This window comes from Paenisporosarcina sp. P4_D4 (assembly GCF_056401835.1).
The window spans coordinates 1-25,329 of record NZ_JBFUIO010000023.1 but is presented as its reverse complement, the minus strand read 5'-3'; the positions used below and the strand labels follow the sequence as shown (position 1 = coordinate 25,329).

Below are 25,329 nucleotides of genomic sequence, written 5' to 3'. Positions count from 1 at the left end.
GAAAGGCGAATGAATCGCCTTTCTGACCCCAAAGGGCCCGCGGACTGGCGTACGTAACTAGACACTGTTACGTGAAGTGGTATCGGAACTTGAACTGGAACTGAAAAGCGAAAAGCGTCTTCTTAATCAAATAAGAAGACGTTTTTTTCGTGTTATAATATACTCATCAAAAGCGCGGAATTCCGTGCATGGAACGAGCCACTGGTGATTGGAATGAGGAACAACTATGAACAATGAATGGACGATGCAAAAATTTATGAAAGGCACAGTTTTATTAACCATTGCCGCCTTAATCGTCAAAGCGCTAAGCGCAGTCTACAGAATCCCTTTTCAAAACATTGTGGGAGATCAAGGGTTTTACATATACCAGCAAGTCTATCCATTCATTGGAGTGCTAACCGTTTGGACATCGTATGGCTTTGCGGTAGCCATTTCAAAACTATTGGCCGATGCACATGACCAACCAGAATCTTATCAACGAGTAACCATTTTACGAACTGCTTTTATTTATTTAAGCGTAATATCAATCATCAGTTTTTCCTTGTTGTTCTCGGGAGCCGATGTGCTGGCTCGTTGGATGGGGGATGGGGAACTTGCGCAATTACTACGTACTGGCTCTTTTGTCGTATTATTGATGCCAGTGTTGGCTTTGTTGAAAGGATCTTTTCAAGCGGAAGGTCGAATGGAGCCAGTCGCTTATGGACAAGTAGTGGAGCAAACGGTTCGGGTGACGGTTATTTTAGTGGGAACATTTATTGTGGTGAAAACAGGCGCGTCTTTGTATGTTGCCGGAAGCACTGCTTTGTTAGGTGCTATCGTTGGTGAGATTGCAGGCATTGTGTTGCTTTTATTATTTGTTCGTAAAAAAACCAAACATGAAGTAGGAATGAGATTTCATAAGCACGTTAAAGTTGGACCCATTATCAAGGATTTGACCATTATTAGTTTAAGTGTCAGCATGAGCTCGCTTATTTTACTTTTTTTTCAAATGGTAGACTCTTTTACAATCTTCAGTAGTTTGACGGAAACAGGGATGGACCGAATAACTGCAATGGAAACGAAAGGCACGTATGACAGAGGATTGCCCCTCGTCCAAATGGGCATTCTCATCGCTTCAACCTTGTCACTTTCCATCGTTCCGTTGATTGCTCACACAACGCAAAAGAAGACAGGACGAAATGCGATTCCATATGCGCAATTAACGTTTCGAATTGCTCTTTTATTTGGAACCGCAGCCACACTGGGACTAATTCTAGTGTTACCGCCAGTTAATGAAATGTTGTTTGAAACAAGAGATTTATCCGCCACATTGATGGTATTTTGCATCCAAATCTTTTGGCTTTCATTAATTTTAACGATGACTTCTTTATTGCAAGGGTTGGGGAAAGTGGTCCTTCCTGCATTTTTGCTGATTGTGGGACTCGTATTGAAGTGGTTGTGTAATGCTTGGTTGTTGCCTAAGATGGGAATTATGGGAGCTGCAATTGCCAGTAATGTTGGCTTCGCCTTCATTGCAATCAGTTTATATGTCTATGTCTATTCAATTTGGAAGATTCGTTTTGCGAATACCAGATTTTATGGTCATTTAAGTGTCGCTTCATTATTAATGATTTGTAGCGTATTAACATGGATGTATGTAGCCGATGGTTGGTTATTTGATGGACTTTCCAGTCGCTTCGCCGCGATGTTGACGGCCCTCACAAGCGTGGGTTTAGGTGCAACTGTATTTTTGCTTTACATCGCCAAAAGTCGAATAATTGCCGAGAAGGAATGGTTCTTATTACCACTCGGACGAAGAATGGCCATGATTCAATTGTGGCTTTACGGTAAAAAAAGAAAGTGGTGATTCTTATGAATACAATTACAGTGCTTGGTCTTGGGGCAGGGGACTTGGAACAATTGCCGTTAGGTGTATATAAAACATTGCTGAAAGCACAACGACTGTATGTGCGAACAGCTGAACATCCCGTATTACAAGAATTAAAGGATGAAGGCATTTCATACGAAAGCTTTGATGCAGTTTATGAAAAACATGATGCATTTGAAGCGGTATATAAAGAGATTGTCGAAACGCTAATTACACTATCTCAATCCGGTCCGTTGTTTTATGCTGTTCCGGGTCATCCATTAGTGGCTGAACAGACTGTTCAATGGTTGGTGGATGCAGAAAAAGAGGGGCGTATTCAACTTGAAATTGTGGGCGGACAAAGTTTCCTGGACCCAATTTTCAATGCTCTGCGTATTGATCCTATTGAAGGTTTTCAATTACTTGATGGAACAATGTTCAAACGGGATGATGTCCAGATGTCCCAACATGTATTGATTGCACAAGTATATGATGCCTACAGTGCATCCGAGGTAAAGTTGACGTTAATGGAAAAATATCCGGAAGACTACCCGGTTACCATCGTCACAGCAGCTGGCTCAAGTGGAGAAGTACTCCGCACCGTACCTTTGTATGAGCTGGACCGTGCTGCTGAATTGAACAATTTGACGACCGTTTATGTCCCACCTGCTAATAACCGTGAAGAACGCTTGAAAGAGTGGTCCACATTTAGAGAAATTATTGCGAAGCTGCGTGCACCAGATGGTTGTCCGTGGGACCGTGAACAAACACATGAAACGTTAAAGAAATATTTAATAGAAGAAGTACATGAATTTTTACAAGCTGTAAACGATCAGGATGACGATGGAATGATTGAAGAACTCGGAGACGTGTTGCTGCAAGTGTTTTTACATGCTCAAATCGGAGAAGATGAAGGATATTTCAGTTTGGAAGATGTTCTTGAAAGCGTATCTTCGAAAATGATTCGTAGACATCCGCATGTTTTTGGCGATGTGGAAGTAGAAAATTCAGAGGACGTGTTGCGCAATTGGCAACAACTGAAGTCAGCAGAAAAAGGCAACGACAAAACCCGAATTCTGTATGGACAAGAGCGCTCGGAATCTTCACTTTTAACTTCGTACAATTTCCAAAAAGCCGCCGCGAAAGTAGGGTTTGACTGGCCGGAAGCAGAGGGTGCCTGGTTGAAATTTGAAGAGGAATGGGAAGAATTCAGACATGAAATTTTAAATGGTTCAGCAACATCACAGCTGGATGAGTTGGGCGATGTGCTATTTACGATTGTCAATGTAGCGCGCTTTTACGGGCTTTCGCCTGAAGAAGCAATGATGCATGCGAATCGAAAATTCAAAACCCGTTTTCACTACGTCGAAGACAGTGTGACGAAGGGCAAGGGTGAATTCGGCGCATACACGTTGGATGAACTCGAAGAATTTTGGCAACAGGCTAAACAAGCAAAAGGGGATGAATGACATGAGATTAGATAAATTTTTAAAAGTATCACGACTGATTAAACGACGTACACTTGCAAAAGAAGTCGCTGATCAAGGCCGCATCACGATTAATGGCAAAGTAAGTAAAGCCAGCTCCGTTGTGAAGGTAGGCGATGAATTAGCCATCCGTTTCGGGCAGAAAGTTGTGACGGCTCGCATCGAAATGCTAAAAGATGCAGTTAAAAAAGAAGAATCCACGATGATGTATAGCATCTTAAAAGAAGAGCGACTGGAGAAAGTCGACCCTGAATTTATAGATGATGAAGATTAAATAAAGAGCATGGCCAAATCTGGTCATGCTTTTTTGTTTGCCTGCATATAGTAAATGGACTGGACAAGTAAAGGAGGAATTTTATGCAATATCAAGCCGAACATGCATCCATCACGATTCCATCAGGAGATCACGTAGTTAGTTTGCGAAACCGCAAACGCATGGACTTAACATCTGTCAAATCCATTGAGCGATTTGACCAAGAAGAATTCGCTGTACGTACATCGCAAGGTCATTTAAGTATTAGAGGCGAAGAGTTACGCATTGTTCATTTAGATGTGGACAAGGGGTTGCTGACACTTGAAGGTCACGTGCGCACGTTCCAATATGATGAAGAAGAACGTGAACAAAGCCGTAATTTCTTGCATAAATTGTTTGGATGACGATCTCTTATCAATTTTTAAGCCTGTTGGCCATGATTGTTAGTGGCGTGGCCACAGGTTTTTTAGTTGAAAGTTTTCGTGACAGTTGCCAAGCTCTCCGTCCACGTGCTCTATTAAGACGTTACCATAAAATAATTGAAATTTTTTTATGGTTGGGATTAGGAATTGCAAGCTTTTATTTATTATTTCAGTTAAGAGATGGGACTTGGCGAATATACGACCCGTGTGCTCAACTCGTCGGAATAATTCTCTATGAGTTATGGTTTCGTAGGCCGTTGCTATTCGTAAGACATGTGTTTATGCGTTTAATCGTGTATCCGATCTGGTGGGTTATTCAACTGATCATCAGGATTATTCGCTCAATTGTCCTCCTTTTTGTTAAAATATGTATGATTCCTATACGACCTATTATTAAATTAATAACAAAAATTTTAAAATTAATACAAAAATCCCCTTTAAAAATCCCTGAAAAATCTTGAGTTATCACTTGTTATCGGTTATAATTGCAACTACAAAACAGTTGACAAATTATGGCTGACGAGGAGTGAACAACTTGAGTATGAATAATCATGGTAACGAAGAAAAACGTAATATTGCTTCCATCAACAAAGATTATGTCCGCTCGGTTGAACGCCACGAAAAACGCCAGAAAGCACATAAAGTCCGTTTGTTTAGACGCTTGGCTGCATTTGCAGTCCTTGTAGTTGTGGTGATGGGATGGTTGACTTATACAATGGTAAATCAATCTCGTGTTCTGGCTGCCAAGGAAGATAGAAAAGAACAAGCGCTACAAGCTTTGGAAGAAGTGAAAGATCAACAAGATTTGTTGAATTCTCAAATTCTCAAATTAAATGATGATGAATACATTGCGAAGCTTGCCAGAAAAGAATACTTCCTATCTGACGAGGGAGARATCATTTTTGCAATCCCTGAAAAAGAAGAAAATGAAGACAAAAACAATGATTCAAAAGAGTAGTCTTATTGACACTCTTTTTTTGTTGGCTATAATTAAGAATGGAGACCTGTATTTTTAGGTCCGCTATTACGATTACAAGGCTTCAAAGAAGCCGGCTTAATTTTTAAGGAGGAGCATTTTTTTTATGTCAATTGAAGTAGGCAGCAAGGTACAAGGTAAAGTAACAGGAATCACAAATTTCGGCGCATTCGTCGAACTACCAGGTGGCTCAACAGGTCTTGTTCATATCAGTGAAGTCGCTGACAACTATGTGAAAGATATCAACGAGCATTTGAAAGTTGGAGATATGGTTGAAGTAAAAGTGATGAATGTGGAAGCTGACGGCAAAATCGGCTTATCAATTCGTAAAGCCAAGCCACAACCTGAGCGACCAGAACGTCCTCAACGTCCACGCCAAAATAATCGTCAAAACGATCGAGATCGTCCGTTTAAAGAGAATTTTGAGCAAAAAATGGCACGTTTCTTAAAAGATAGTGAAGATCGTTTGTCCACTTTAAAACGTGCAACTGAATCGAAGCGTGGCGGTCGCGGCGCAAAACGAGGATAATTTGCTGGCTGTTTTAATCGTAGAAAAAGTGTTTTGTATAGCATCCCTGTTGTCATACAGGGATGTTTTTTTGTGTTTTAAAAAAGGATTCCTAACGAGATTTAGCGAAATTTATATAGAAAGGAGTGAGGGGTATGAAGAAACAACAAATTCTGGAGACTCATAAAAATTATCAAACCTGGTTGGATTCATTGCAAGCGATGAATAAGGAAGAGGCAATGAGTCCGTATGCTCCAGGCAAATGGTCGCCCAATGAAATTGTCATGCACTTAGCTGAATGGGATCGTTTTACATTTGAAGAACGACTCCCTGTCATGAAAGAAGGTGCGAAACTTGAAAATTTCCCTGCGTTCGATGAGTTTAATGCAAAAGCTGCAGCACGTGCTGCTGAACAAACATTTGAAGAAACCGTTACGTATGCGAAAAATGAACGTCAGCGCATCACGCAAAAACTTGAAGAACTAGATGAGATTGAATGGGATAAAGGATTCCACATCGGAGATCACGCTTTGTCGATTACAAGCTATTTTACCGATTTTTCTCAACATGATGAGCATCATAAACGACAAATTGAGCAAGTTCGCGGTAGTTGAAGATTGAATTTTGGATAATTCATCTTACATTTAAAAAACGCAAGAAAAAACCCACAAGAGAACAATGTCTCTTGTGGGTTTTTGGGATGACCCCTACGGGATTCGAACCCGTGTTACCGCCGTGAAAGGGCGGTGTCTTAACCGCTTGACCAAGGGGCCTTGGTGGAAAGTGCTACGTTCAATGTCTAGCTTCCAGCGCCGGTGTCGGGCTAGAGTGGCACTTTACGCTTGGGTCCACAGGATGTGGATCATGCATCCGTTGCCGCAGGACGCGGCGAACTTAGGATGCGTACATCAGTATGGCGGCCGAGGGGATCGAACCCCCGACCTCACGGGTATGAACCGTACGCTCTAGCCAGCTGAGCTAGGCCGCCTTTGTTAAAGAACATTTTTAATAATACAAGCGAAGATAGGGTGTGTCAAGCAGTCTTTTGAAAATATATCACGTTTCTTCTGATATTTCGTCGAAATGTTTTTTATGAGGGCTGTCATGAATAGACAAACTTCAAACAAACCTTCTCCTATAATGAAAAACATCGTATGGGAAGGGATTGGTTTCATGAAATCGTGGACAACTGATGGTGTGAAGAAAATGCCTGTTTGGAGTCGTTGGGTGCAAGTCGTAAAAAAGAAAAAATTGAAAATCACATTATCCGTACTTATTTTATTTTTTGCGTTCTTCTTATCGAAAGCGGTTTTGTTTGAAGCGGCTGTTCCATTTTTTCTACCCATTTGGGCCATTGTGGCAAGGCGGTACCCACGTTATTTACCGTTTGTTTGGATTGGGGGCCTCAGTGGGAGCTTGACGCTCGGAATCGGGCAGACCGTCCTCCACGTCCTGCAAGTTGGTGGCTACCAAGCGGTGAGTCAAGTTGTTAAGAACAAAAAGTTGATTCCGTTCCAGGTAGCTATGGTGATATTGCTTGTCCAGGTTGGATGGCAATGGGTATCGTACGGGGGAGAAATCCCACTATCCGTCTCCTTACTCGTTTTATATGAAAGCATTTTGTCCGCAATCATGACGGTCTTTTTATTCCAATTGTTTGTCCCGATGCACGCTTTAACAACTGCAAAGTGGACGTTTGAACGCATAGGGGCAGCTGTAATGGTAAGCGCTTTAATGCTAACGGGAATGGGTGGATTATTGTTTGGGCTCATTTCCATTCCACTTGTTCTCGTTCATGTTATGTTGTTCGGGGCGGTCAGCGTGGGAGGGGTATTCGTAGGGACTGCTGTCGCCACAATCATGGGAACAATCCTGAGTTTGTCTCAATTATCTTTTAGCGGCATGATTGCCGTTTACGCCTTATCCGGATTGTGCGCAGGACTATTTCAAAATAAAGGTCGCCTATGGATGGCCATCGGATCGATTGGCGCGGCTCTTTTCTTCACCGTATATGACACGTCACTACCACTTGATAAAGTCTATTTTGCTTCACTGGCTCTCGCAATGATGATTTTTTTCATCATGCCGTCTTCTTGGATAAGCTATGCTCAAAATCAGTTGTTCCCGAAACCTTCTTCCGTGCTTTTTAAAAGACAACAATGGTTGACAGACAAAGTAAATACACAACTTTATGATTTCCAACAGTTCGTTGAGTTCATCACCCAACTTGTGAACGACCGTTTCCCAACTCAAAAAGAAATCGCGTCGACCACCCAAACACCCGATTACTCGGTTTGTGGGTCTTGCTTCCGAAAAGACAAATGTTGGGGTGCGGAAAATCAAGGCATGTACCCAATTGTGGATGAATGGAAAGAGATGCGTGGACAAACAAAATCCGGCGTTCGTTATCGTTTAAATGATCGCATTCAAGAAAAATGTGTACGTTCAAGTGGATTGATTGATGCACTTGAAGAAGAATACGCAAACAATAAATTAGCTGGACACTACGCTCATGGTAAGAAAATGCTTGCCTATCAACTACGTGACATGAGTAATCATGTGAGCGAACTGATGGCAGATCTTCAGCTAAATGAAGCAAACCATGAATCAGAAGAAGAAAAGATTTCTAAACGTCTGGATGACGCGAAAATTGCACATTTTCAAATTGATATGCTGTCTGAAGAACCGGGAGCAAGGAAAATTGTATGTTGTTTACCGGTGAAACAAGCGGAATGGGAAACGAATCAAATGGTCGGAGAACGATTGATCATTCCTATTCTTCATGAATTATATGATGAACCTTTTGAAATTAGTCGTACAACTGAAATACAAGATCCATTTGCTCATATTCAAATTACATTCCAATCCGCAGTTAGATTCACATATGATTATGGGGTGTTTACAAGGTCTTTCCAGAATACGGTTTACTCAGGTGATGCTCATAGTGTCATTCCTTTGCATAGCGGGCTAGTTGCATTCGTATTATCGGATGGGATGGGGCAGGACATGGAAGCTTACCACGAAAGTAGAAAAGTCATTCGTTTGTTGCGTGAATGCTTGCAACATCAAATGAACCCTGAAACAGCGATGCATACACTACATTATGTCATGTCTCTTAAGCACCATTCTGACTTATATGCTACGGTTGACTTAGCGTTACTTGATTTACAACAAGGAAAACTTTGGTCATTTAAAGCAGGTAGCATGTCTACGTATTTGCTGAGAGGGAAAGACTGTGTGAAAATCGATAGTCAAAGTGTACCGATTGGGTTCCTACCAACCATGTCCGTTGATGCGGAAGAACGTATTGTAAAAGATGGAGATATTCTAGTCATGCTGTCAGACGGCATGTTCTCCCCAGAATACTCTTTGGAAGAACAAGAAAATGAACTGATTCGATTGATGAGAAAATATGAATCAACACCTACTGGTTCACTTGCTGATTTATTAGCTGCCGAATTCAGTCGCAAATATCCCGCCGCAGAAGATGATCGAACATTAATTGTTGTGAAAGTGAAGCACTCTGTTCCAGAATGGTCATTATTTTCACCGTCTTATCGAAATATTTCCCGGGAAAGAATGATAAAATAGAATAAAAGCAAGGAGGTGACAAGAAGTTGGATTTTCGGTATGAGATATTGACGTATAATCAGAAACATCAATTGATAAGCGGAGGGGATCGACTTCTTGTCGCATGTTCCGGGGGCGCAGATTCAGTTGCGCTCCTCACTTTTTTACATCAGCAAAAAGAAAATTTGGGAATTGACATTGGCTGTATACATGCAAACCATGGTCTGAGAGATGAAGAGTCCGACGCAGATGAACGTTTTGTAGAAACGTTATGCCAAAAATTAATTATCCCTTTCTATACCAAAACCTTGGATATACAAGAGATTTTGCAAAGTGAAAATGGGAACTTGCAAGATGTATGCCGTCGTGAACGTTATCACTTTTTTGAACAAACAATGAAAGAAAAAAAATATAACAAACTCGCAGTAGCACATCATGCTGACGATCAAGTGGAATCTGTATTCATGGGGTTGACGAGGGGTACTCGAGCAAATGGGATGTACGCCAAAAGAAGTTTCGGGACTGGTGAGTTGATTCGACCACTGTTATTCGTTACTCGACAGCAAATCGAACAGTATTTGAACATACAGCAGTATACATATCGTGAGGATTCAAGCAACCAAAAGGATACATACACGCGTAATCGGTTCCGCCATCATATTATGCCGCTGGTTCAAGAAGAAAACCCAAATGTGGCTATGGCTATCTCACATTGGACACTGCAACAGCAACAGGATGAACAGTTACTGCAAAAGTTTGCAGTGAAAGAATATGAGGGAATAATCATTTTTTCTTCCCACCATTCATTGGAGATTGACTTAAATCGATTCCGAGACATCGAGCTGGCTTTACAAAAAAGGGTCGTTCTACTACTATTAAACTATCTATACCCTAATGAAAAATTATGGTTAAGTCATTCACTTATTGATCAAATCCATAGCCAGTGTCTCGAACGTGACGGTTCAAGTGAGGTTCACCTTCCAAAAGGAAGAAAAGGATACCGCCACTACTCGACGATGCTTTTTTCTTTTGATGGTGCAAACTCTTCCGCCCCCACTTCCGCAACAACCATTGACATTGGTCAATGGCATTCTGTCGGATCGGATTTGCGGATAAAGTTATGTAACAGGGATGATGGATTTTGTTTTGAGGACGGATGGTATATAACACTTGAGCCAAGTGAGCTGCCAATTCGTTCGAGAGGAAGGTTGACGGGAGATCGATTGTTATTAAAAGGAATGAAGGAGCCCAAACGATTGTCACGTCTATTGATAGACGAGAAGGTGCCTCGTCAAATCCGTGATGACATTCGATTACTCATAACGCAGCAAGAAGAAATTATTGGTGTACCAGGGGTACGATTAGGTACACGTTTTACCACACAACCACATGATGGTTGGACACATAAGATTATGATTGAAAAAGAGAGCAACTAAGCTTGAGGAGGAACCCAAAATGTTAGAAAAAGATATTCAAGAAGTGTTAATTTCTGAAGAGCAGTTACAAACAAAAATTCGTGAACTAGGCGAAGTATTAACAGCTGATTACAGCGACAAGTTTCCACTTGCAGTCGGTGTGCTAAAAGGTGCAATGCCTTTTATGGCGGACCTAATGAAACGTATGGATATATACATGGAAATTGATTTCATGGACGTTTCCAGTTATGGAAATGCAACTGTTTCCTCAGGTGAAGTGAAAATCGTCAAGGACTTGAACACAAGTGTTGAAGGCCGTGATGTATTGATTCTAGAAGATATTATCGACAGCGGTTTGACTCTTAGCTATTTAGTGGATCTTTTCAAATATCGTAAAGCTAAATCGATTAAAGTGGTTACATTACTAGACAAACCTACAGGCCGTAAAGTGGATTTACAAGCAGATTACGTTGGTTTTATAGTGCCGGATGCGTTTGTAGTAGGATACGGATTGGACTACATGGAGAAATATCGTAACTTGCCTTACATTGGTGTTTTAAAGAAAGAAGTTTACTCATTTTAAAAGAGCGGACGAAAATCTGTCACGAATTTAATTATGGCATGTAAAAAGCAAGGCATATCGTTGTACCCTTTTTTCTGCGTATGATAAGATTATCAATAGTTTTTCTGTATATTTTGTGAGGAGGCTTGGGATGAATCGAATATTTCGATACACCATATTTTATTTATTAATTTTCCTCGTGATTATCGGGATTTTTGGTACGTTTAACAGCGGGAAAGAACCAACCAAAGAAATCGATTTAGGCGAGTTCATAACAGCGTTAGATAGTGGAGAAGTGAAAGAGTTTTCCATGCAGCCGGACCAAGGGGTTTATGAAATACGAGGCAAGATGAAGGATTATAAAGAAGACGAAGAATTCGTCACCAATATTCCTCCTGAAATGGAATCTCTTCATAAGAAAATTTCTGATGCCGCAGTAACAGAAGACGTAAAAATCTTGAAAGCACCTGAAACAAGTGGTTGGGTGCAATTCTTCACTGGCTTAATACCATTCATTATCATCTTCATCCTATTCTTCTTCCTGTTGAACCAAGCTCAGGGTGGCGGAAACCGTGTGATGAATTTTGGGAAAAGCAAAGCGAAATTATATGACAACGAAAAGAAAAAAGTACGTTTCAATGACGTAGCAGGTGCAGACGAAGAGAAACAAGAACTTGTTGAAGTGGTTGAATTCTTGAAAGACCCTCGCAAATTTGATGTTATCGGCGCGCGTATTCCAAAAGGGATTCTTCTTGTAGGTCCTCCGGGTACTGGTAAAACGTTGCTTGCTCGTGCAGTTGCAGGAGAAGCAGGCGTACCTTTCTTCTCAATCAGTGGTTCAGACTTTGTGGAAATGTTTGTTGGGGTCGGGGCATCTCGTGTGCGTGACCTTTTCGAAAATGCAAAGAAAAATGCACCATGTATTATCTTCATTGATGAGATTGATGCAGTAGGTCGTCAACGTGGAGCAGGTCTTGGTGGCGGTCACGATGAACGCGAACAAACCTTGAACCAGTTACTTGTTGAAATGGATGGTTTTGGTGCAAACGAAGGGATTATTATTATCGCTGCAACGAACCGCCCGGATATTCTAGATCCAGCTCTTCTTCGTCCAGGACGTTTTGACCGTCAAATCACGGTTGGTCGCCCGGATGTTAAAGGTCGTGAAGCAGTACTTCAAGTACATGCCCGCAATAAACCTTTAGATGAACATGTGGATTTAAAATCAATCGCACAACGTACACCAGGGTTTTCTGGTGCAGATTTAGAAAATCTATTAAACGAAGCGGCTTTAGTTGCTGCTCGTCGTAATAAGAAAAAAATAGATATGTCCGATATCGATGAAGCAACCGACCGTGTTATAGCAGGTCCTGCGAAAACGGGTAAAGTCATATCTACAAAAGAACGTAATATTGTGGCCTACCACGAAGCTGGGCACGTTGTCATTGGATTGACATTGGATGACGCGGAAATTGTTCATAAAGTAACCATCGTTCCTCGTGGGCAAGCAGGCGGCTATGCCGTTATGTTGCCAAAAGAAGATCGTTACTTCATGACAAAGCCTGAGTTACTCGATAAGATTTCAGGTCTACTTGGTGGACGTGTAGCAGAAGATATTGTCTTCGGTGAAGTGTCGACAGGAGCTCACAATGACTTCCAACGTGCAACAAGCATTGCTAGAAGTATGGTAACGGAATACGGAATGAGTGATAAACTCGGACCGATGCAGTTTGGTCAAGCACAAGGCGGAAACGTCTTCTTAGGTCGTGACTTCAACTCTGAGCAAAACTATTCAGATGCGATTGCATACGAAATTGACCAAGAAATGCAAAGTATGATCAAAGAGCAGTACGCCCGCACAAAAGAAATTTTGACGGAAAAACGCGACTTGCTTGAGCTGATTGCGAAAACACTTCTTGAAGTGGAAACGCTTGATGCTGGTCAAATTCTACACTTGAAAGAACATGGTACTTTACCGGTTCGTCCGCATGAAGTTTCAAAAGATGAAGCTGCTGACAAAAAAGATGATGTAGAAACAAAGGTTGACGTAGTGACACCAGATGTTACGGGTGCACCAAACGATCCATCAACTGCTGATTTACCGAAGGAAGAACCGACGGTTGAACCTACAGGTGACATAAAAGAAGATCGTAAATAATAGAGAAAACACTTAGAGCTGATTGACCTCCCTTCGCGGAAGTCAATCAGCTTTTTTATGCACGATGAGTTATGGTATGATGACTTACAGAAAAGCGGAAAGCGCAACTTTAGTTCGACTCCGACGGTGGAAGAAACGAATCGAAAATTTCATTTTCGAATAAGTTTCTGAAGCGGAGGTGCGAACTGGCGCATGTAGCTAGATCATGAAAAGCGGAAAGCACCACTTTAGTTCCACAAATTTAAGCAACTTATTAATGGAATATGTGAGGTACAACAATGATACTTGTTTTAGATACGGGAAATACGAATATTGTTTTGGGTGTATATGATAAAGACCAGCTCATTCACCATTGGCGCATGGAAACCGATCGTTACAAAACGGAAGACGAATACGGCATGCAAGTGAAGGCGTTATTTAACCATGCAGGTATCGAATTTAGCCAAATTCATGGAATCATTATTTCTTCCGTTGTACCGCCCATTATGTTTTCGTTGGAGCGAATGTGTCAAAAATACTTTGGCATTAAACCGCTTGTGGTAGGTCCCGGAGTAAAAACGGGCTTAAATATTAAATACGAAAATCCTCGTGAAGTTGGAGCTGATCGTATTGTTAACGCAGTCGCGGCAATCGATGAGTACGGCCCACCACTGATTATTGTGGATTTCGGAACTGCTACAACCTATTGTTATATAAATGAAAAAGGCGAATATATGGGAGGTGCAATTGCACCTGGCATCGGGATTTCCACAGAAGCCCTATTCGCAAGAGCATCCAAATTGCCACGCATTGAATTGACGCAACCTGATAATGTAGTCGGGAAAAATACGATTTCGGCGATGCAAGCAGGTATTGTTTATGGCTATGTCGGTCAAGTTGAAGGTATCGTAAACCGTATTAAAGCACAAAGTATGGAAGAACCGACAGTTATCGCAACGGGTGGATTGGCGAATTTAATTGCGGCAGAATCAACAGTAATTGACACGATTGATCCGTATTTAACATTAAAAGGATTGCACTTAATATATAAACGTAACCAATAAGAAAAGAGGACATACAATGAGTGATTATTTAGTAAGAGCATTAGCATTTGATGGCAAAGTGCGGGCATTTTCTGTGCGTACAACCGTTACGGTAGGGGAGGCGCAACAACGCCACGCAACATGGCCGACTGCATCTGCTGCTCTTGGCCGTACAATGACGGCTGGTGTCATGATGGGTGCCATGCTTAAAGGTGAGGATAAACTTACGGTAAAAGTAGAAGGTAAAGGCCCGATTGGTGCCATTATTGTAGATAGCAATTCAAAAGGGGAAGTACGTGGATACGCATCGAATCCGCAAACTCACTTTGATTTAAATGAACATGGAAAACTTGATGTCCGTCGTGCGGTTGGCACTGACGGTATGTTGACGATTGTGAAAGATCTTGGACTTCGTGATTTCTTCACAGGTTCAGTTCCAATTGTGTCAGGTGAATTAGGTGAAGATTTCACGTATTACTTTGTAGCATCTGAACAAGTACCTTCTTCTGTTGGATTAGGCGTTTTAGTAAATCCGGATAACAGCATTCTGGCTGCTGGAGGGTTTATTATTCAGTTGATGCCTGGTATTGAAGATGAGACCATTACAATTATCGAAGAAAAATTGAGTTCAATGGAGCCCGTTTCGAAATTGATCGCAAAAGGGTTGTCTCCTGAAGAACTTTTACAAGAGATACTAGGTAAAGAAAATGTCCAAATTCTTGACCAAATGCCAGTTTCATTTGAATGTAACTGTTCAAAAGAGCGTTTCGGCACAGCCATTTTGGGTTTGGGAGAAGCTGAAATTCGAGAAATGATTGAAGAAGACGGAAGTGCAGAAGCGCAATGTCATTTCTGTATGGAAACGTATCACTATTCAAAAGAAGAACTGGAATCTTTTATCGATGAAATTAAATCATAATAATGATCGTCGTCCGATGGATGGTCGACCTACTCAGAGGAGATTGAAAACAAAACCAGTACTTATCGTATTAGGTCTTTTACTGCTAGGTAATTTATTGTGGTTCATCGCATGGATGATTCCGAATCAAAAAACTGGTGGCGGTGAAGAAGTTGCATCCGTTGGTGGTGAGAAAATCACCCGTGAAGACTGGATGGTCGCAATGGAAGAACAGTACGGAAAAGAAACACTTCTTGAACTTGTAAATGGTAAAGTGATGGAAGCGGCAGCGGAGAAATACGAAATTGAAGTAACGGATAAAGAAGTAGATTTGGAAATTGCCTTGATTCGTTCTGCTCAGGATAGTACAAATTCACAAGTACATTCGCTCAATGACGATATGCAACGCAAACAAATGAGAGCGCAATTAATTTTAGATAAAGTGTTAACAAAAGATGTGGTAATTGAAGACGAACAAATTCAAACCTTTTACGATGAAAATCAGTCCCTGTATAATATCCCAACGACGTATCGGACGAGCTTGATTGTTTTGCAGTCTGAATCGGATGCACAGGAGACGCTAAAAGAACTTGAAAATGGTTCGTCCTTTGACGTGTTAGCTCGTGAACGTTCAGTTGACGTATCTTCAGCCAGCCTTGGCGGAGATATTGGCTTTATTTCGGAGGGTCAGGAGAATGTGGACTATTCAGTTGTAACGGCAGCTAGTAAACTGGAAATAGAGCAATATAGTGATCCTGTTCCCCTATCCGATGGAAGGTACGGCATTGTGTATGTGCAAGATATCGCAAAAGGGCGAGCTTTTTCATATGATGATGTAAAAAATCAGATTAAGAGAGAGCTAGCTTTGGAACAATTGCCACAATCTGTATCACCTGAAGCTTTCTGGAAAGAATTTGACACCGAATGGTTTTATGGTGAATAACATATACTTAAGCAGTTTTCTGATTCGTTCAGGGGGCTGCTTTTTGTTTGCGAAATGTCAGAAGAATTGGTAGAATTAAGGAAACGAAAACCAATTGAGTTACTAGGGATTAGGAGTGAGGAAATGACACGTGTGGGAAATTCAGTAGCTGATTTAGTGGGGAAAACCCCGATTGTGAAATTAAATCGTTTAACAGGACCTGAAGATGCAGAAGTCTATTTGAAGTTAGAATTCTTCAATCCAAGCAGTAGTGTGAAAGATCGCATTGCTCTTTCAATGGTAGAAGCGGCTGAGCGTGATGGGAAATTAAAACAAGGTGACACCATTATCGAACCGACAAGCGGAAACACAGGAATCGGGCTAGCGATGATTGCGGCGGCAAAAGGCTACAAGTCCGTCCTTGTAATGCCTGAAACCATGAGTTTGGAACGACGCAATTTATTGCGTGCTTACGGTGCAGATTTAGTGCTGACTCCAGGACCGGACGGAATGAAGGGTGCTATTGCGAAAGCAACTGAACTGGCTGAAGAAAATGGTTGGTTTATGCCACAACAATTCAATAACTTTGCAAACCCGGAAGTGCATCGTTTAACAACAGGACCGGAAATTGTAGAAGCTATGGATCAACTGGATGCTTTCGTTTCTGGTATTGGAACTGGCGGAACGATTACAGGTGCTGGTGAAGTGCTGAAAAAGAATTTCCCAGGCATTGAAATTGTAGCGGTTGAGCCAAAAGATTCAGCTGTTTTATCGGGTGGTCAACCAGGACCTCATAAAATCCAAGGAATTGGTGCCGGTTTTGTACCTGAAGTATTGAACACTGAAATTTACGATTCTATCATTCAAGTCTCAAACGAAGATGCCTATGAAACTGCGCGTAAAGTGGCACGTGAAGAAGGAATTCTGGGTGGGGTTTCTTCGGGGGCAGCTGTTTATGCGGCACTGGAAGTAGCACGCAAGCTCGGAAAAGGAAAAAAAGTATTAGCAATTCTTCCTTCGAACGGGGAACGTTATTTAAGTACACCATTATACCAATTTGATGAACAATAATAATGGCAGAGGAGAGAGCGGAGACGTTCTCTCTTTTTTGTGCCTAATAAAGTATCAGCTTATATTAAAAACTTCCATTCTTTCATGAATCCTGACACAAAGGAAACCATTCTTTCAGCGCCGGTGTCGAGCTTAAGTGGCACTTTACGCTTTTATTGTGGCTTTCAATAGGTCTTTCACGATAAGATGAAAGCGATAATTGTTTTTCAGGGGGAGACCGAACATGCGTGATGTTCAACTACAAACAACTACGATTTCTTTAAATAAAGATGAATTTTACTATGCCTATAAAGAATTAACGCAACATGAATCCTACCACATTTTGATGGAAAGCGGCCGTGGAGGGCACTACAGCGTTGCTTCCTGGAATCCGCTTGCAGTCGTTGAATCAACGGAAGACGGATTGCGCATTGAATGGCGTGATGGAAAAGTGGAAGTGCGGCAAGGTGAAGCGTTGCAATTGGTCGAGGAATTGGTAGCTGAATATCAATTTGCACATATTGACGAGCTGCCAGATTTCCAAGGTGGTGCAGCAGGGTTCATTACGTACGATTATGCTCGTCAAATCGAAGCGTTGCCTAACGACACAGAGGATGACTTGCACATTCCGGATCTGTACTTCTATTTACTTGACCAATGGGCGGTATTGGATATTGAAAAAGAACGTGTGCATGTTATGCATTTGCCAACCGTTTCAGTCGATTTGCAAGTTGAAAGTAACAAGTGGATGGAAGCTGCAAAAAAAGGCATCGCTTCTAGGATGTTTTCACCAGGTGCAGCAACCGAAGTGCTGGAAGATCATACTGAACTGCATGTGTCGATGACGGGGCTTGCTTTTGAAGAAGCTGTGCGTCGCATTCAAACATACATCGGACAAGGGGATGTATTCCAGGTCAACTTATCTGTACGTCAGTCGAAAGCGTTGTCTGTTTCACCGGTGACATACTACGAGGCATTGCGTTCTTTTAATCCCTCACCTTATATGGCGTTCATCCAATCGCCTGAATTTGCGGTTGTGTCAGGATCACCGGAATTACTGGTGAAGAAAAAGGGAGACGAGCTGTCGACACGTCCAATTGCTGGAACGCGTCCTCGCGGGAAGAACGAACAAGAAGACGAGCTTCTTGCAAAGGAATTGATCGATAACGAAAAAGAACGTGCAGAACACGTGATGCTAGTGGATTTAGAACGCAATGATTTAGGACGAGTGTCTGCGTACGGTTCTGTGGAAGTAAACGAGTTTATGGTCATTGAAAAGTATTCGCACGTGATGCATATCGTCTCGAACGTTCGAGGAACACTTGCTGAGAATACGTCAAATACAGAAGTGATCCGAGCGGTGTTCCCTGGAGGAACCATCACGGGAGCACCAAAAATCCGCACAATGGAAATCATCGAAGAACTTGAACCGGTACGACGTGGTTTATATACGGGATCGATCGGATGGCTTGGTTATACAGGAGATTTGGAATTCAATATCGTCATCCGTACAGCATTTGTACAGGATGGCTTGGCGCATATACAAGCAGGAGCTGGAATAGTTATTGATTCTAGTCCTGAAAACGAATATATCGAATCGCTAAACAAAGCAAAAGCGCTTTGGCAAGCAAAAGCAATGGCGGAAGGAGTGGGCAATAAATGATTTTAATGATTGATAACTACGATTCTTTCACTTATAACTTGGTCCAGTATTTCGGTGAACTCGGCGAAGAGCTACTTGTTAAACGAAATAACGAATTGACCATGACGGATATTGAATCGTTAAATCCGCAAATGATTGTTGTCTCTCCAGGACCATGTACACCAAATGATGCAGGCGTCAGTTTAGAAGTCATTACGCATTTTGCCGGTAAAATTCCGATTTTCGGTGTGTGCCTTGGCCATCAATCCATTGGACAAGCATTCGGAGGCAATGTCATTCGTGCAGAACGTTTAATGCATGGCAAAACTTCTCCAGTTCATCACGATGGAAAAGGTGTAAATGCGGGGATGCCCAATCCATTTACAGCGACGCGCTATCATTCCTTGATTGTTGAAAAAGAATCTCTTCCTGATTGTCTCGAAGTGACTTCTTGGACTGCAGAAGGTGAAATAATGGGGCTTCGTCATCGTGAATATGCAGTCGAAGGTGTCCAGTATCACCCCGAATCCATCATGACGGAAGCGGGTAAACAATTGCTTCGTAATTTCATTGAAACGTATTGCCATTCGGCAAAGAAGCAGGAAGCGTAATGTGGGCTTGGATGAATGGGGAATTTGTAAAAGCGGAAGAGCTACGCATTTCTCCTTTTGACCATGGCTTCCTCTACGGCTTAGGGTTTTTTGAAACATTCCGTACGTATGATGGAGAGCCTTTTTTGCTTGAAGAGCATTTGAAGCGGTTGCAACTTGCGCTCGATGAATTTCGAATGATAATAAAATTAGATATAGGCACGCTGACATCTGTTATTCAAGGGTTGAACGAGCGCAGCGGCGGAGAAGATGGCTATTTCCGCATGAATGTTTCAGCTGGTGTGCATGATATCGGTTTAGCGCCAGCCGAGTATGAAAAACCGACGTTAATTTTATTTAGAAAAGCACTGCCGCCGATGACGCGAGGAAAAGAAAAGTCGGCGGTATGGCTGGAAACGCATCGTAATACACCGGAAAGTGGAATGCGTCACAAATCACATCATTATGCCAACAACGTCCGTGCTCGCTTGGAACTTCCTTCACTAGCTGAGAAGGAAGGTTTCTTTTTGACGGAAGGTGGACATGTTGCAGAAGGCATTACCTCCAATATTTTCTGGGTTCAAGAAGGTGTACTGTATACTCCCTCACTGGAGACGGGCATATTAGCGGGAATTACTCGTGACTGGGTGTTGCGAGAAGCAACTGCACTCAACTTGCATGTAGAACAAGGGCTATTTACTCCAGATAGGCTGGAAGCGGCCAGCGAAGTATTTGTTTCAAATGCGGTACAAGAATTGGTACCAATTCGCCAACTTGGATCAAGATTTTTTGATGGAAAAGATGGGTTAATCTATACGCAGTTACATGAACTTTATGCAAAACAAGTGGAACGGGCAAACAAGGAGCGATTTGAGTGAATTTAATACATTACACAAAACTGTTCGAAGTGAATGGGATGGTATTTGATTTTCATAACGAAACGATTGTCATGGGAATACTGAATGTGACACCTGATTCTTTTTCGGATGGTGGACGTTTTAACGCTATAGAAGAAGCGGTTATTCATGCGAAAAAAATGGTGGCTGATGGAGCGAAAATAATTGATGTCGGTGGGGAATCAACACGCCCTGGTCATGATGCCGTAAGTGAAGAAGAAGAAATTTCACGTGTTATTCCTGTAATCGAAGCGTTGGTGCGTGAACTGGATGTGGCTATTTCGATCGATACGTACAAAGCGAAAGTGGCGGAAGCTGCCATCCTTGCTGGAGCTCATATTATCAATGACGTGTGGGGAGCGAAACGTGAACCTGCAATTGCTGAAGTGGCGGCAAGACTTGGCGTGCCGATTTTATTGATGCACAATCGTGATAACACGGAATACGCAAATTTCTGGCCGGATGTACGCAAGGATCTGGAGGAAAGTGTGCAAATAGCTAAAGATGCAGGCGTTCCTGATGAACAAATTTGGTTGGATCCCGGCATTGGATTTGGGAAAACGACCGAACAAAACATATGGATGATGCAGCATTTACAAGAAGTAGTGGAAATGGGATATCCCGTGCTGCTTGGTACATCCCGTAAGTCCATGGTTGGCAACATTTTAAATTTGCCTGTTGAGGAACGTTTGGAAGGAACCGCAGCAACCGTTTCCTTCGGTATCATGCATGGATGTCATATGATGCGTGTACATGACGTGAAAGAAATCGTTCGTACAGTACGCATGATGGATGTATTGACTGGTAAACAACCATATATAGAACGTTAAGGGGCGAAATAAATGGATTATATTCATGTGAACGATATGGAATTTTGGGGCTATCACGGTGTGTTTGCTGAAGAAACAAAACTCGGTCAACGATTCCGTGTAACCTTATCATTGGCAGTGGACTTACAGGAAGCTGGTCAAACGGACAATCTTGAGAAAACCGTTAACTATGCAGAGGCATTCTTTGTTTGCCAAAAGATTGTAGAGGGTGAACCTGTGAAGCTTGTGGAAACGGTGGCAGAGCGAATCTCACAAGAAATTTTGACGAAGTTTGAAGGGATTGTAAAAGGTTGCAAAGTGATGTTGATTAAACCTGATCCCCCGATTCCTGGGCATTACCGTTCGGTAGCTGTTGAAATTACGCGAGGTACATATGTATGAATACCGCCTATCTTTCGTTAGGGTCGAATTTAGGTAATCGTTTCGAGATGTTGCAAGATGCGGTTAAAATGCTGCAAATGGAGAACGATTTAGAAGTCACTGCAGTGTCGTCGGTTTATGAGACGGACCCAGTCGGTTATACTGAGCAAGCATCTTTTTTAAATATCGTCGTTGAAATCAAGAGTCCATTAACTGCGGATGAAATCCTTTTTATTTGCCTGGAAACCGAGCAGACTCTAGGGAGAATTCGTGAATTTCGTTGGGGACCAAGGTGCATAGACCTTGACATTTTGCTCTATAATGATGAAAATATAGTGTCAGAGAAACTGACTGTCCCTCATCCACGAATGCATGAACGAGGGTTTGTTCTCGTTCCGTTGATGGAATTATTGCCTGAAGGCATACATCCAGTAACTGGTGTGTCTTTTCGCAAGTATGCAGAAGGACAGAAAGAAGGCGTTCACGTATGGAAAACAATCGATGGGGTAGACGCATTCGTGCGTTTAGAAAACTAAAAGCGATGAAGCAACTCGACTTTGCCAAACAAATTGGAATGTCGACATCTATTTTAGGGCAAATCGAGCGTGGAACTCGAGTACCAACACAACAACAACTAGAAACAATGGCATCCGTGCTGAATATAGAGGTAGAAGAGTTAATGGGTGAGACAAATTCATAAGAAAGGAGGATGAACAATGACTAGAATGAGTGAAAAGCCTTTTCAAATCGGTAAACACATCATGGATAACCGTGTAGTATTGGCGCCGATGGCAGGTATTTGCAACTCGGCATTCCGATTGACCGTTAAAGAATTTGGCGCAGGACTTGTTTATGCTGAGATGATCAGCGATAAAGGAATCGTGCACAAAAACGAAAGAACAATGAACATGCTATACATCGATGACAGAGAAAATCCGTTGTCATTACAAATTTTCGGCGGTGACAAAGAAACACTTGTTGAAGCTGCCAAATATGTGGATCAAAACACAACGGCTGATATTATCGATATCAATATGGGTTGTCCGGTTTCAAAAATCATTCGATGTGAAGCGGGAGCTAAGCTATTGCTTGAACCAGAAAAGATTTACGAGATGGTTGCGGCGGTTGTAGATAACGTGAAGAAACCCGTGAGTGTGAAAATGCGTACTGGCTGGGATCTAGATCATTTATACGCAGTTCAAAACGCACAAGCAGTTGAACGTGCGGGTGGTTCAGCTGTAGCTGTTCACGGACGTACACGTGTACAAATGTATGAAGGTCATGCTGACTGGGATATCATTCGCCAAGTAAAAGAAAACGTCAACATTCCGGTTATCGGTAATGGTGATGTTGAAACACCTCAAGATGCGAAGCGTATGCTAGAGGAAACTGGCGTTGATGGTGTTATGATTGGTCGCGCGGCTTTAGGTGACCCTTGGATGATTTACCGCACGGTAGAATATTTGGAGTCTGGTGAGTTAAAGCCAGAACCATCTGTTCGTGAGAAAATGGATGTCTGCTTACTTCACTTCGAACGTTTAGTGGCACTTAAAGGTGAATACGTTGCCGTTCGAGAAATGCGTAAACATGCTTCATGGTACTTAAAAGGCATCCGTGGAAACGGAAAAGCTCGTAACTTGATTAACCAAACTGAATCCGCACAAGAGTTGCGTGCATTCATTAACAACTTTGCAGATGAGCAAATGGCTTTAGGCCGTGAACTTGAGACAAGCGTTATGTAAAACGTGTTATTAGAGCTGTCACTTTTGGTGATAGCTCTTTTATATATAGAAATAATTTCTCGGAATTATGGAAATTCCAAGAGATTTTTCCGAAATATCAATAAAGACGTGAAGACGTATGTGAAATTGTGTACAATAGGTTCATTATGAATGGCTAACTGGAGCTATCAAAAGAAAAGGGAGTGAAATGAACATGTCTCATTTAGATGAATTAAACGATCAACTTTTGGTGAGACGCCAAAAGATGACTTCTATAAGTGAAAGTGGTCTTGATCCATTTGGTGGACGTTTCGAACGTTCGCATTTATCTGAAGGTATCCGCAAGGAGTTCGATCAATTTTCAAAAGAACAATTAGATGAAGAGCCAAAAGAAGTAACAATTGCCGGAAGAATCATGACGAAGCGTGGAAAAGGGAAAGCTGGATTCGCTCACCTTCAAGACTTCGATGGACAAATCCAAATCTATGTACGCAAAGATGCAATTGGTGAAGAAGCTTACCATTTGTTCACGACTGCTGACCTAGGAGATATCGTGGGTGTTCGTGGTGCGGTTTTCCGTACACAGGTTGGAGAACTTTCAGTTAAAGCGACTGAATTTACATTCTTAACGAAAGCACTTCGTCCGATGCCTGAAAAATTCCATGGCTTAAAAGATGTGGAGCAACGATACCGTCAACGCTATTTAGATTTGATTACAAGCCAAGACAGCAAACATACATTTATTACACGTAGCCGTATCATCCAATCGATGCGTCGTTATTTGGATGGACAAGGTTTCCTTGAAGTTGAAACGCCACTTATGCATGCAATTGCGGGTGGAGCAGCAGCTCGTCCATTCATTACACACCACAATGCATTGGATATGACTTTATATATGCGTATCGCAATCGAGCTTCACTTGAAACGTTTAATCGTCGGTGGGCTTGAAAAAGTATATGAAATCGGACGCGTATTCCGAAACGAAGGAATCTCAACGCGTCACAACCCTGAGTTCACTATGCTTGAGTTATATGAAGCATACGCTGATTACCGCGACATCATGGCGTTAACTGAAAACGTAATCGCACATGTTGCTCAAGATGTCCTGGGAACAACGAAAGTAATGTATGGGGAAGATGAAATTGATTTATCTCCAGGCTGGAAACGTCTGCACATGGCAGATGCAGTCAAAGAAGTTACTGGAGTAGACTTCTGGGTAGAGATGACGAAAGAACAAGCACACACTTTTGCAAAAGAGCACGGGGTAGATGTGAAACCTTCTATGGAAGTGGGACATGTTCTTAACGAGTTCTTCGAACAAAAAGTGGAAGAGTCATTAGTTCAACCTACTTTCATTTATGGGCATCCAGTGGAGATCTCGCCATTGGCTAAGAAAAATCCTGAAGACGGTCGCTTTACAGATCGTTTTGAGTTATTCATTGTTCGTCGTGAGCATGCAAATGCCTTTACGGAATTAAATGACCCAATCGATCAACGCGAACGCTTTGAAGCGCAGCTTGTTGAAAAAGAAGCGGGTAATGATGAAGCACATGAAATGGACGACGACTTTATCGAAGCGCTGGAATACGGAATGCCGCCAACAGGTGGACTGGGAATCGGGATTGATCGTTTAATTATGTTGTTAACGAATTCTCCTTCGATTCGCGATGTACTGTTATTCCCACAAATGCGTCATCGTGATTAAGTAAACAATACAAGAAAGAAGTCGGGTTACGTCCCGGCTTCTTTTTTGTTTTCAATGAAAAATTAGGGGTCTATTATTTTAATAATCTTTTAATTTTAAAAAGACTTGTGCACCCTTTTGTATGGTGGTATAGTAATCAAGTCGCCAAAACAAGCGGCAAACAAAAATGAAAAAGCAAAACTTTTTGTTGACATGACAATCTGGATTTGCTAAGATATAAAAGTTGCTGTCGCGAGAGTGACCAACGAAATGAACCTTGAAAACTGAACAGCAAAACGTCAACAATAAAGCGGAACACACTTCGGTGTGGGAAGCAAAACTTGAACTTAATTGTTCATTTTAAAACGTCATTAATTTGACGCCAGCAACAAAGTCGAGCTAATCGACTCACCTATTATGGAGAGTTTGATCCTGGCTCAGGACGAACGCTGGCGGCGTGCCTAATACATGCAAGTCGAGCGGAATGATGAAGAAGCTTGCTTCTTCTGATTTTAGC

General features: G+C 41.9%; 25 protein-coding genes, 2 tRNA genes and 1 rRNA gene. 26 read left to right on the top strand and 2 right to left on the bottom strand.

Annotated elements, in window-relative coordinates; translation table 11 throughout:
* Nucleotides 1–226: 226 nt before the first annotated feature.
* The 8 genes from AC1DSL_RS07980 (at nt 227) to AC1DSL_RS07945 (ending at nt 6,106) form a co-directional block, all read left to right on the top strand.
* Nucleotides 227–1,846 carry a putative polysaccharide biosynthesis protein gene (locus AC1DSL_RS07980; protein ID WP_477531814.1) on the top strand — a complete coding sequence of 540 codons (1,620 nt, stop codon included), beginning with the start codon at nt 227–229 and terminating at the stop codon, nt 1,844–1,846.
* Between the two features lie 5 nt (nt 1,847–1,851).
* Entirely contained in the window at nt 1,852–3,315 is a 1,464-nt protein-coding gene (gene yabN, locus AC1DSL_RS07975) for a bifunctional methyltransferase/pyrophosphohydrolase YabN (RefSeq protein ID WP_036660463.1), read from the top strand.
* A gap of 1 nt (nt 3,316) precedes the next feature.
* Nucleotides 3,317–3,607 (top strand): RNA-binding S4 domain-containing protein, encoded by a 291-nt coding sequence (locus tag AC1DSL_RS07970; RefSeq protein WP_016429947.1) that lies wholly within the window; start codon nt 3,317–3,319, stop codon nt 3,605–3,607.
* An 83-nt stretch (nt 3,608–3,690) separates the two neighbouring features.
* Nucleotides 3,691–3,990 (top strand): sporulation protein YabP, encoded by a 300-nt coding sequence (gene yabP, locus AC1DSL_RS07965; RefSeq protein WP_016429946.1) that lies wholly within the window; start codon nt 3,691–3,693, stop codon nt 3,988–3,990.
* Nucleotides 3,987–4,469, top strand: a complete 483-nt coding sequence (yabQ, locus tag AC1DSL_RS07960) for a spore cortex biosynthesis protein YabQ (RefSeq protein WP_016429945.1) — start codon at nt 3,987–3,989, stop codon at nt 4,467–4,469. Before yabP ends, yabQ begins: the two co-directional genes overlap by 4 nt.
* Nucleotides 4,470–4,549: 80 nt before the next feature.
* Complete coding sequence (locus AC1DSL_RS07955; RefSeq protein ID WP_036660472.1) at nt 4,550–4,966, top strand: FtsB family cell division protein; 417 nt, start codon at nt 4,550–4,552, stop codon at nt 4,964–4,966.
* A 124-nt stretch (nt 4,967–5,090) separates the two neighbouring features.
* Nucleotides 5,091–5,513 (top strand): S1 domain-containing RNA-binding protein, encoded by a 423-nt coding sequence (locus tag AC1DSL_RS07950; RefSeq protein ID WP_016429943.1) that lies wholly within the window; start codon nt 5,091–5,093, stop codon nt 5,511–5,513.
* A 134-nt stretch (nt 5,514–5,647) separates the two neighbouring features.
* The gene (locus tag AC1DSL_RS07945; protein ID WP_477531813.1) at nt 5,648–6,106 is read left to right on the top strand and encodes a DinB family protein; all 459 of its coding nucleotides are present in this window, start codon (nt 5,648–5,650) and stop codon (nt 6,104–6,106) included.
* Nucleotides 6,107–6,193: 87 nt separating this feature from the next.
* Here AC1DSL_RS07945 and AC1DSL_RS07940 read toward each other — a convergent pair.
* Nucleotides 6,194–6,265: transfer RNA gene (locus AC1DSL_RS07940), tRNA-Glu, on the bottom strand.
* 141 nt (nt 6,266–6,406) lie between these two features.
* Nucleotides 6,407–6,480 (bottom strand) — tRNA-Met (locus AC1DSL_RS07935).
* Nucleotides 6,481–6,596: 116 nt separating this feature from the next.
* Here AC1DSL_RS07935 and AC1DSL_RS07930 point away from each other — a divergent pair.
* The 18 genes from AC1DSL_RS07930 to AC1DSL_RS07845 all read left to right on the top strand — a co-directional run.
* Nucleotides 6,597–9,083, top strand: coding sequence for a SpoIIE family protein phosphatase (locus AC1DSL_RS07930; protein ID WP_016429941.1), 2,487 nt, complete (start codon nt 6,597–6,599; stop codon nt 9,081–9,083).
* A gap of 26 nt (nt 9,084–9,109) precedes the next feature.
* Nucleotides 9,110–10,498: a tRNA lysidine(34) synthetase TilS gene (tilS, locus tag AC1DSL_RS07925; RefSeq protein WP_477531812.1), complete on the top strand. Its 1,389-nt coding sequence runs from the start codon at nt 9,110–9,112 to the stop codon at nt 10,496–10,498.
* A 19-nt stretch (nt 10,499–10,517) separates the two neighbouring features.
* Nucleotides 10,518–11,060: a hypoxanthine phosphoribosyltransferase gene (gene hpt / locus AC1DSL_RS07920; protein ID WP_477531811.1), complete on the top strand. Its 543-nt coding sequence runs from the start codon at nt 10,518–10,520 to the stop codon at nt 11,058–11,060.
* Between the two features lie 130 nt (nt 11,061–11,190).
* The gene (gene ftsH / locus AC1DSL_RS07915; RefSeq protein WP_016429938.1) at nt 11,191–13,197 is read left to right on the top strand and encodes an ATP-dependent zinc metalloprotease FtsH; all 2,007 of its coding nucleotides are present in this window, start codon (nt 11,191–11,193) and stop codon (nt 13,195–13,197) included.
* Nucleotides 13,198–13,475: 278 nt separating this feature from the next.
* Nucleotides 13,476–14,240, top strand: coding sequence for a type III pantothenate kinase (locus AC1DSL_RS07910; RefSeq protein ID WP_477531810.1), 765 nt, complete (start codon nt 13,476–13,478; stop codon nt 14,238–14,240).
* A gap of 16 nt (nt 14,241–14,256) precedes the next feature.
* Nucleotides 14,257–15,138 (top strand): Hsp33 family molecular chaperone HslO, encoded by an 882-nt coding sequence (gene hslO / locus AC1DSL_RS07905; RefSeq protein ID WP_477531809.1) that lies wholly within the window; start codon nt 14,257–14,259, stop codon nt 15,136–15,138.
* Nucleotides 15,122–16,060, top strand: coding sequence for a peptidyl-prolyl cis-trans isomerase (locus tag AC1DSL_RS07900; protein ID WP_477531808.1), 939 nt, complete (start codon nt 15,122–15,124; stop codon nt 16,058–16,060). The genes hslO and AC1DSL_RS07900 overlap by 17 nt, the downstream gene beginning before the upstream one ends.
* A 123-nt stretch (nt 16,061–16,183) precedes the next feature.
* The gene (cysK, locus tag AC1DSL_RS07895) at nt 16,184–17,110 is read left to right on the top strand and encodes a cysteine synthase A (protein ID WP_477531807.1); all 927 of its coding nucleotides are present in this window, start codon (nt 16,184–16,186) and stop codon (nt 17,108–17,110) included.
* 223 nt (nt 17,111–17,333) lie between these two features.
* Entirely contained in the window at nt 17,334–18,752 is a 1,419-nt protein-coding gene (locus AC1DSL_RS07890; RefSeq protein WP_477531806.1) for an anthranilate synthase component I family protein, read from the top strand.
* A complete protein-coding gene (gene pabA, locus AC1DSL_RS07885; RefSeq protein WP_477531805.1) occupies nt 18,749–19,342 on the top strand; it encodes an aminodeoxychorismate/anthranilate synthase component II in 594 nt (197 codons plus the stop codon). Before AC1DSL_RS07890 ends, pabA begins: the two co-directional genes overlap by 4 nt.
* Entirely contained in the window at nt 19,342–20,199 is an 858-nt protein-coding gene (gene pabC / locus AC1DSL_RS07880) for an aminodeoxychorismate lyase (protein ID WP_477531804.1), read from the top strand. The genes pabA and pabC overlap by 1 nt, the downstream gene beginning before the upstream one ends.
* The gene (gene folP / locus AC1DSL_RS07875) at nt 20,196–21,047 is read left to right on the top strand and encodes a dihydropteroate synthase (protein WP_016429930.1); all 852 of its coding nucleotides are present in this window, start codon (nt 20,196–20,198) and stop codon (nt 21,045–21,047) included. Before pabC ends, folP begins: the two co-directional genes overlap by 4 nt.
* A 12-nt stretch (nt 21,048–21,059) precedes the next feature.
* Nucleotides 21,060–21,428, top strand: coding sequence for a dihydroneopterin aldolase (gene folB / locus AC1DSL_RS07870; RefSeq protein WP_016429929.1), 369 nt, complete (start codon nt 21,060–21,062; stop codon nt 21,426–21,428).
* On the top strand, nt 21,425–21,943 hold the full coding sequence (gene folK, locus AC1DSL_RS07865; protein WP_016429928.1) for a 2-amino-4-hydroxy-6-hydroxymethyldihydropteridine diphosphokinase: 519 nt from the start codon (nt 21,425–21,427) through the stop codon (nt 21,941–21,943). Before folB ends, folK begins: the two co-directional genes overlap by 4 nt.
* On the top strand, nt 21,895–22,107 hold the full coding sequence (locus tag AC1DSL_RS07860; RefSeq protein ID WP_016429927.1) for a helix-turn-helix domain-containing protein: 213 nt from the start codon (nt 21,895–21,897) through the stop codon (nt 22,105–22,107). Before folK ends, AC1DSL_RS07860 begins: the two co-directional genes overlap by 49 nt.
* A 16-nt stretch (nt 22,108–22,123) precedes the next feature.
* Nucleotides 22,124–23,149 (top strand): tRNA dihydrouridine synthase DusB, encoded by a 1,026-nt coding sequence (dusB, locus tag AC1DSL_RS07855; protein ID WP_477531803.1) that lies wholly within the window; start codon nt 22,124–22,126, stop codon nt 23,147–23,149.
* Between the two features lie 193 nt (nt 23,150–23,342).
* A complete protein-coding gene (gene lysS, locus AC1DSL_RS07850; protein WP_477531802.1) occupies nt 23,343–24,833 on the top strand; it encodes a lysine--tRNA ligase in 1,491 nt (496 codons plus the stop codon).
* Between the two features lie 393 nt (nt 24,834–25,226).
* Nucleotides 25,227–25,329, top strand: a 16S ribosomal RNA gene (locus tag AC1DSL_RS07845); the annotation flags it as partial.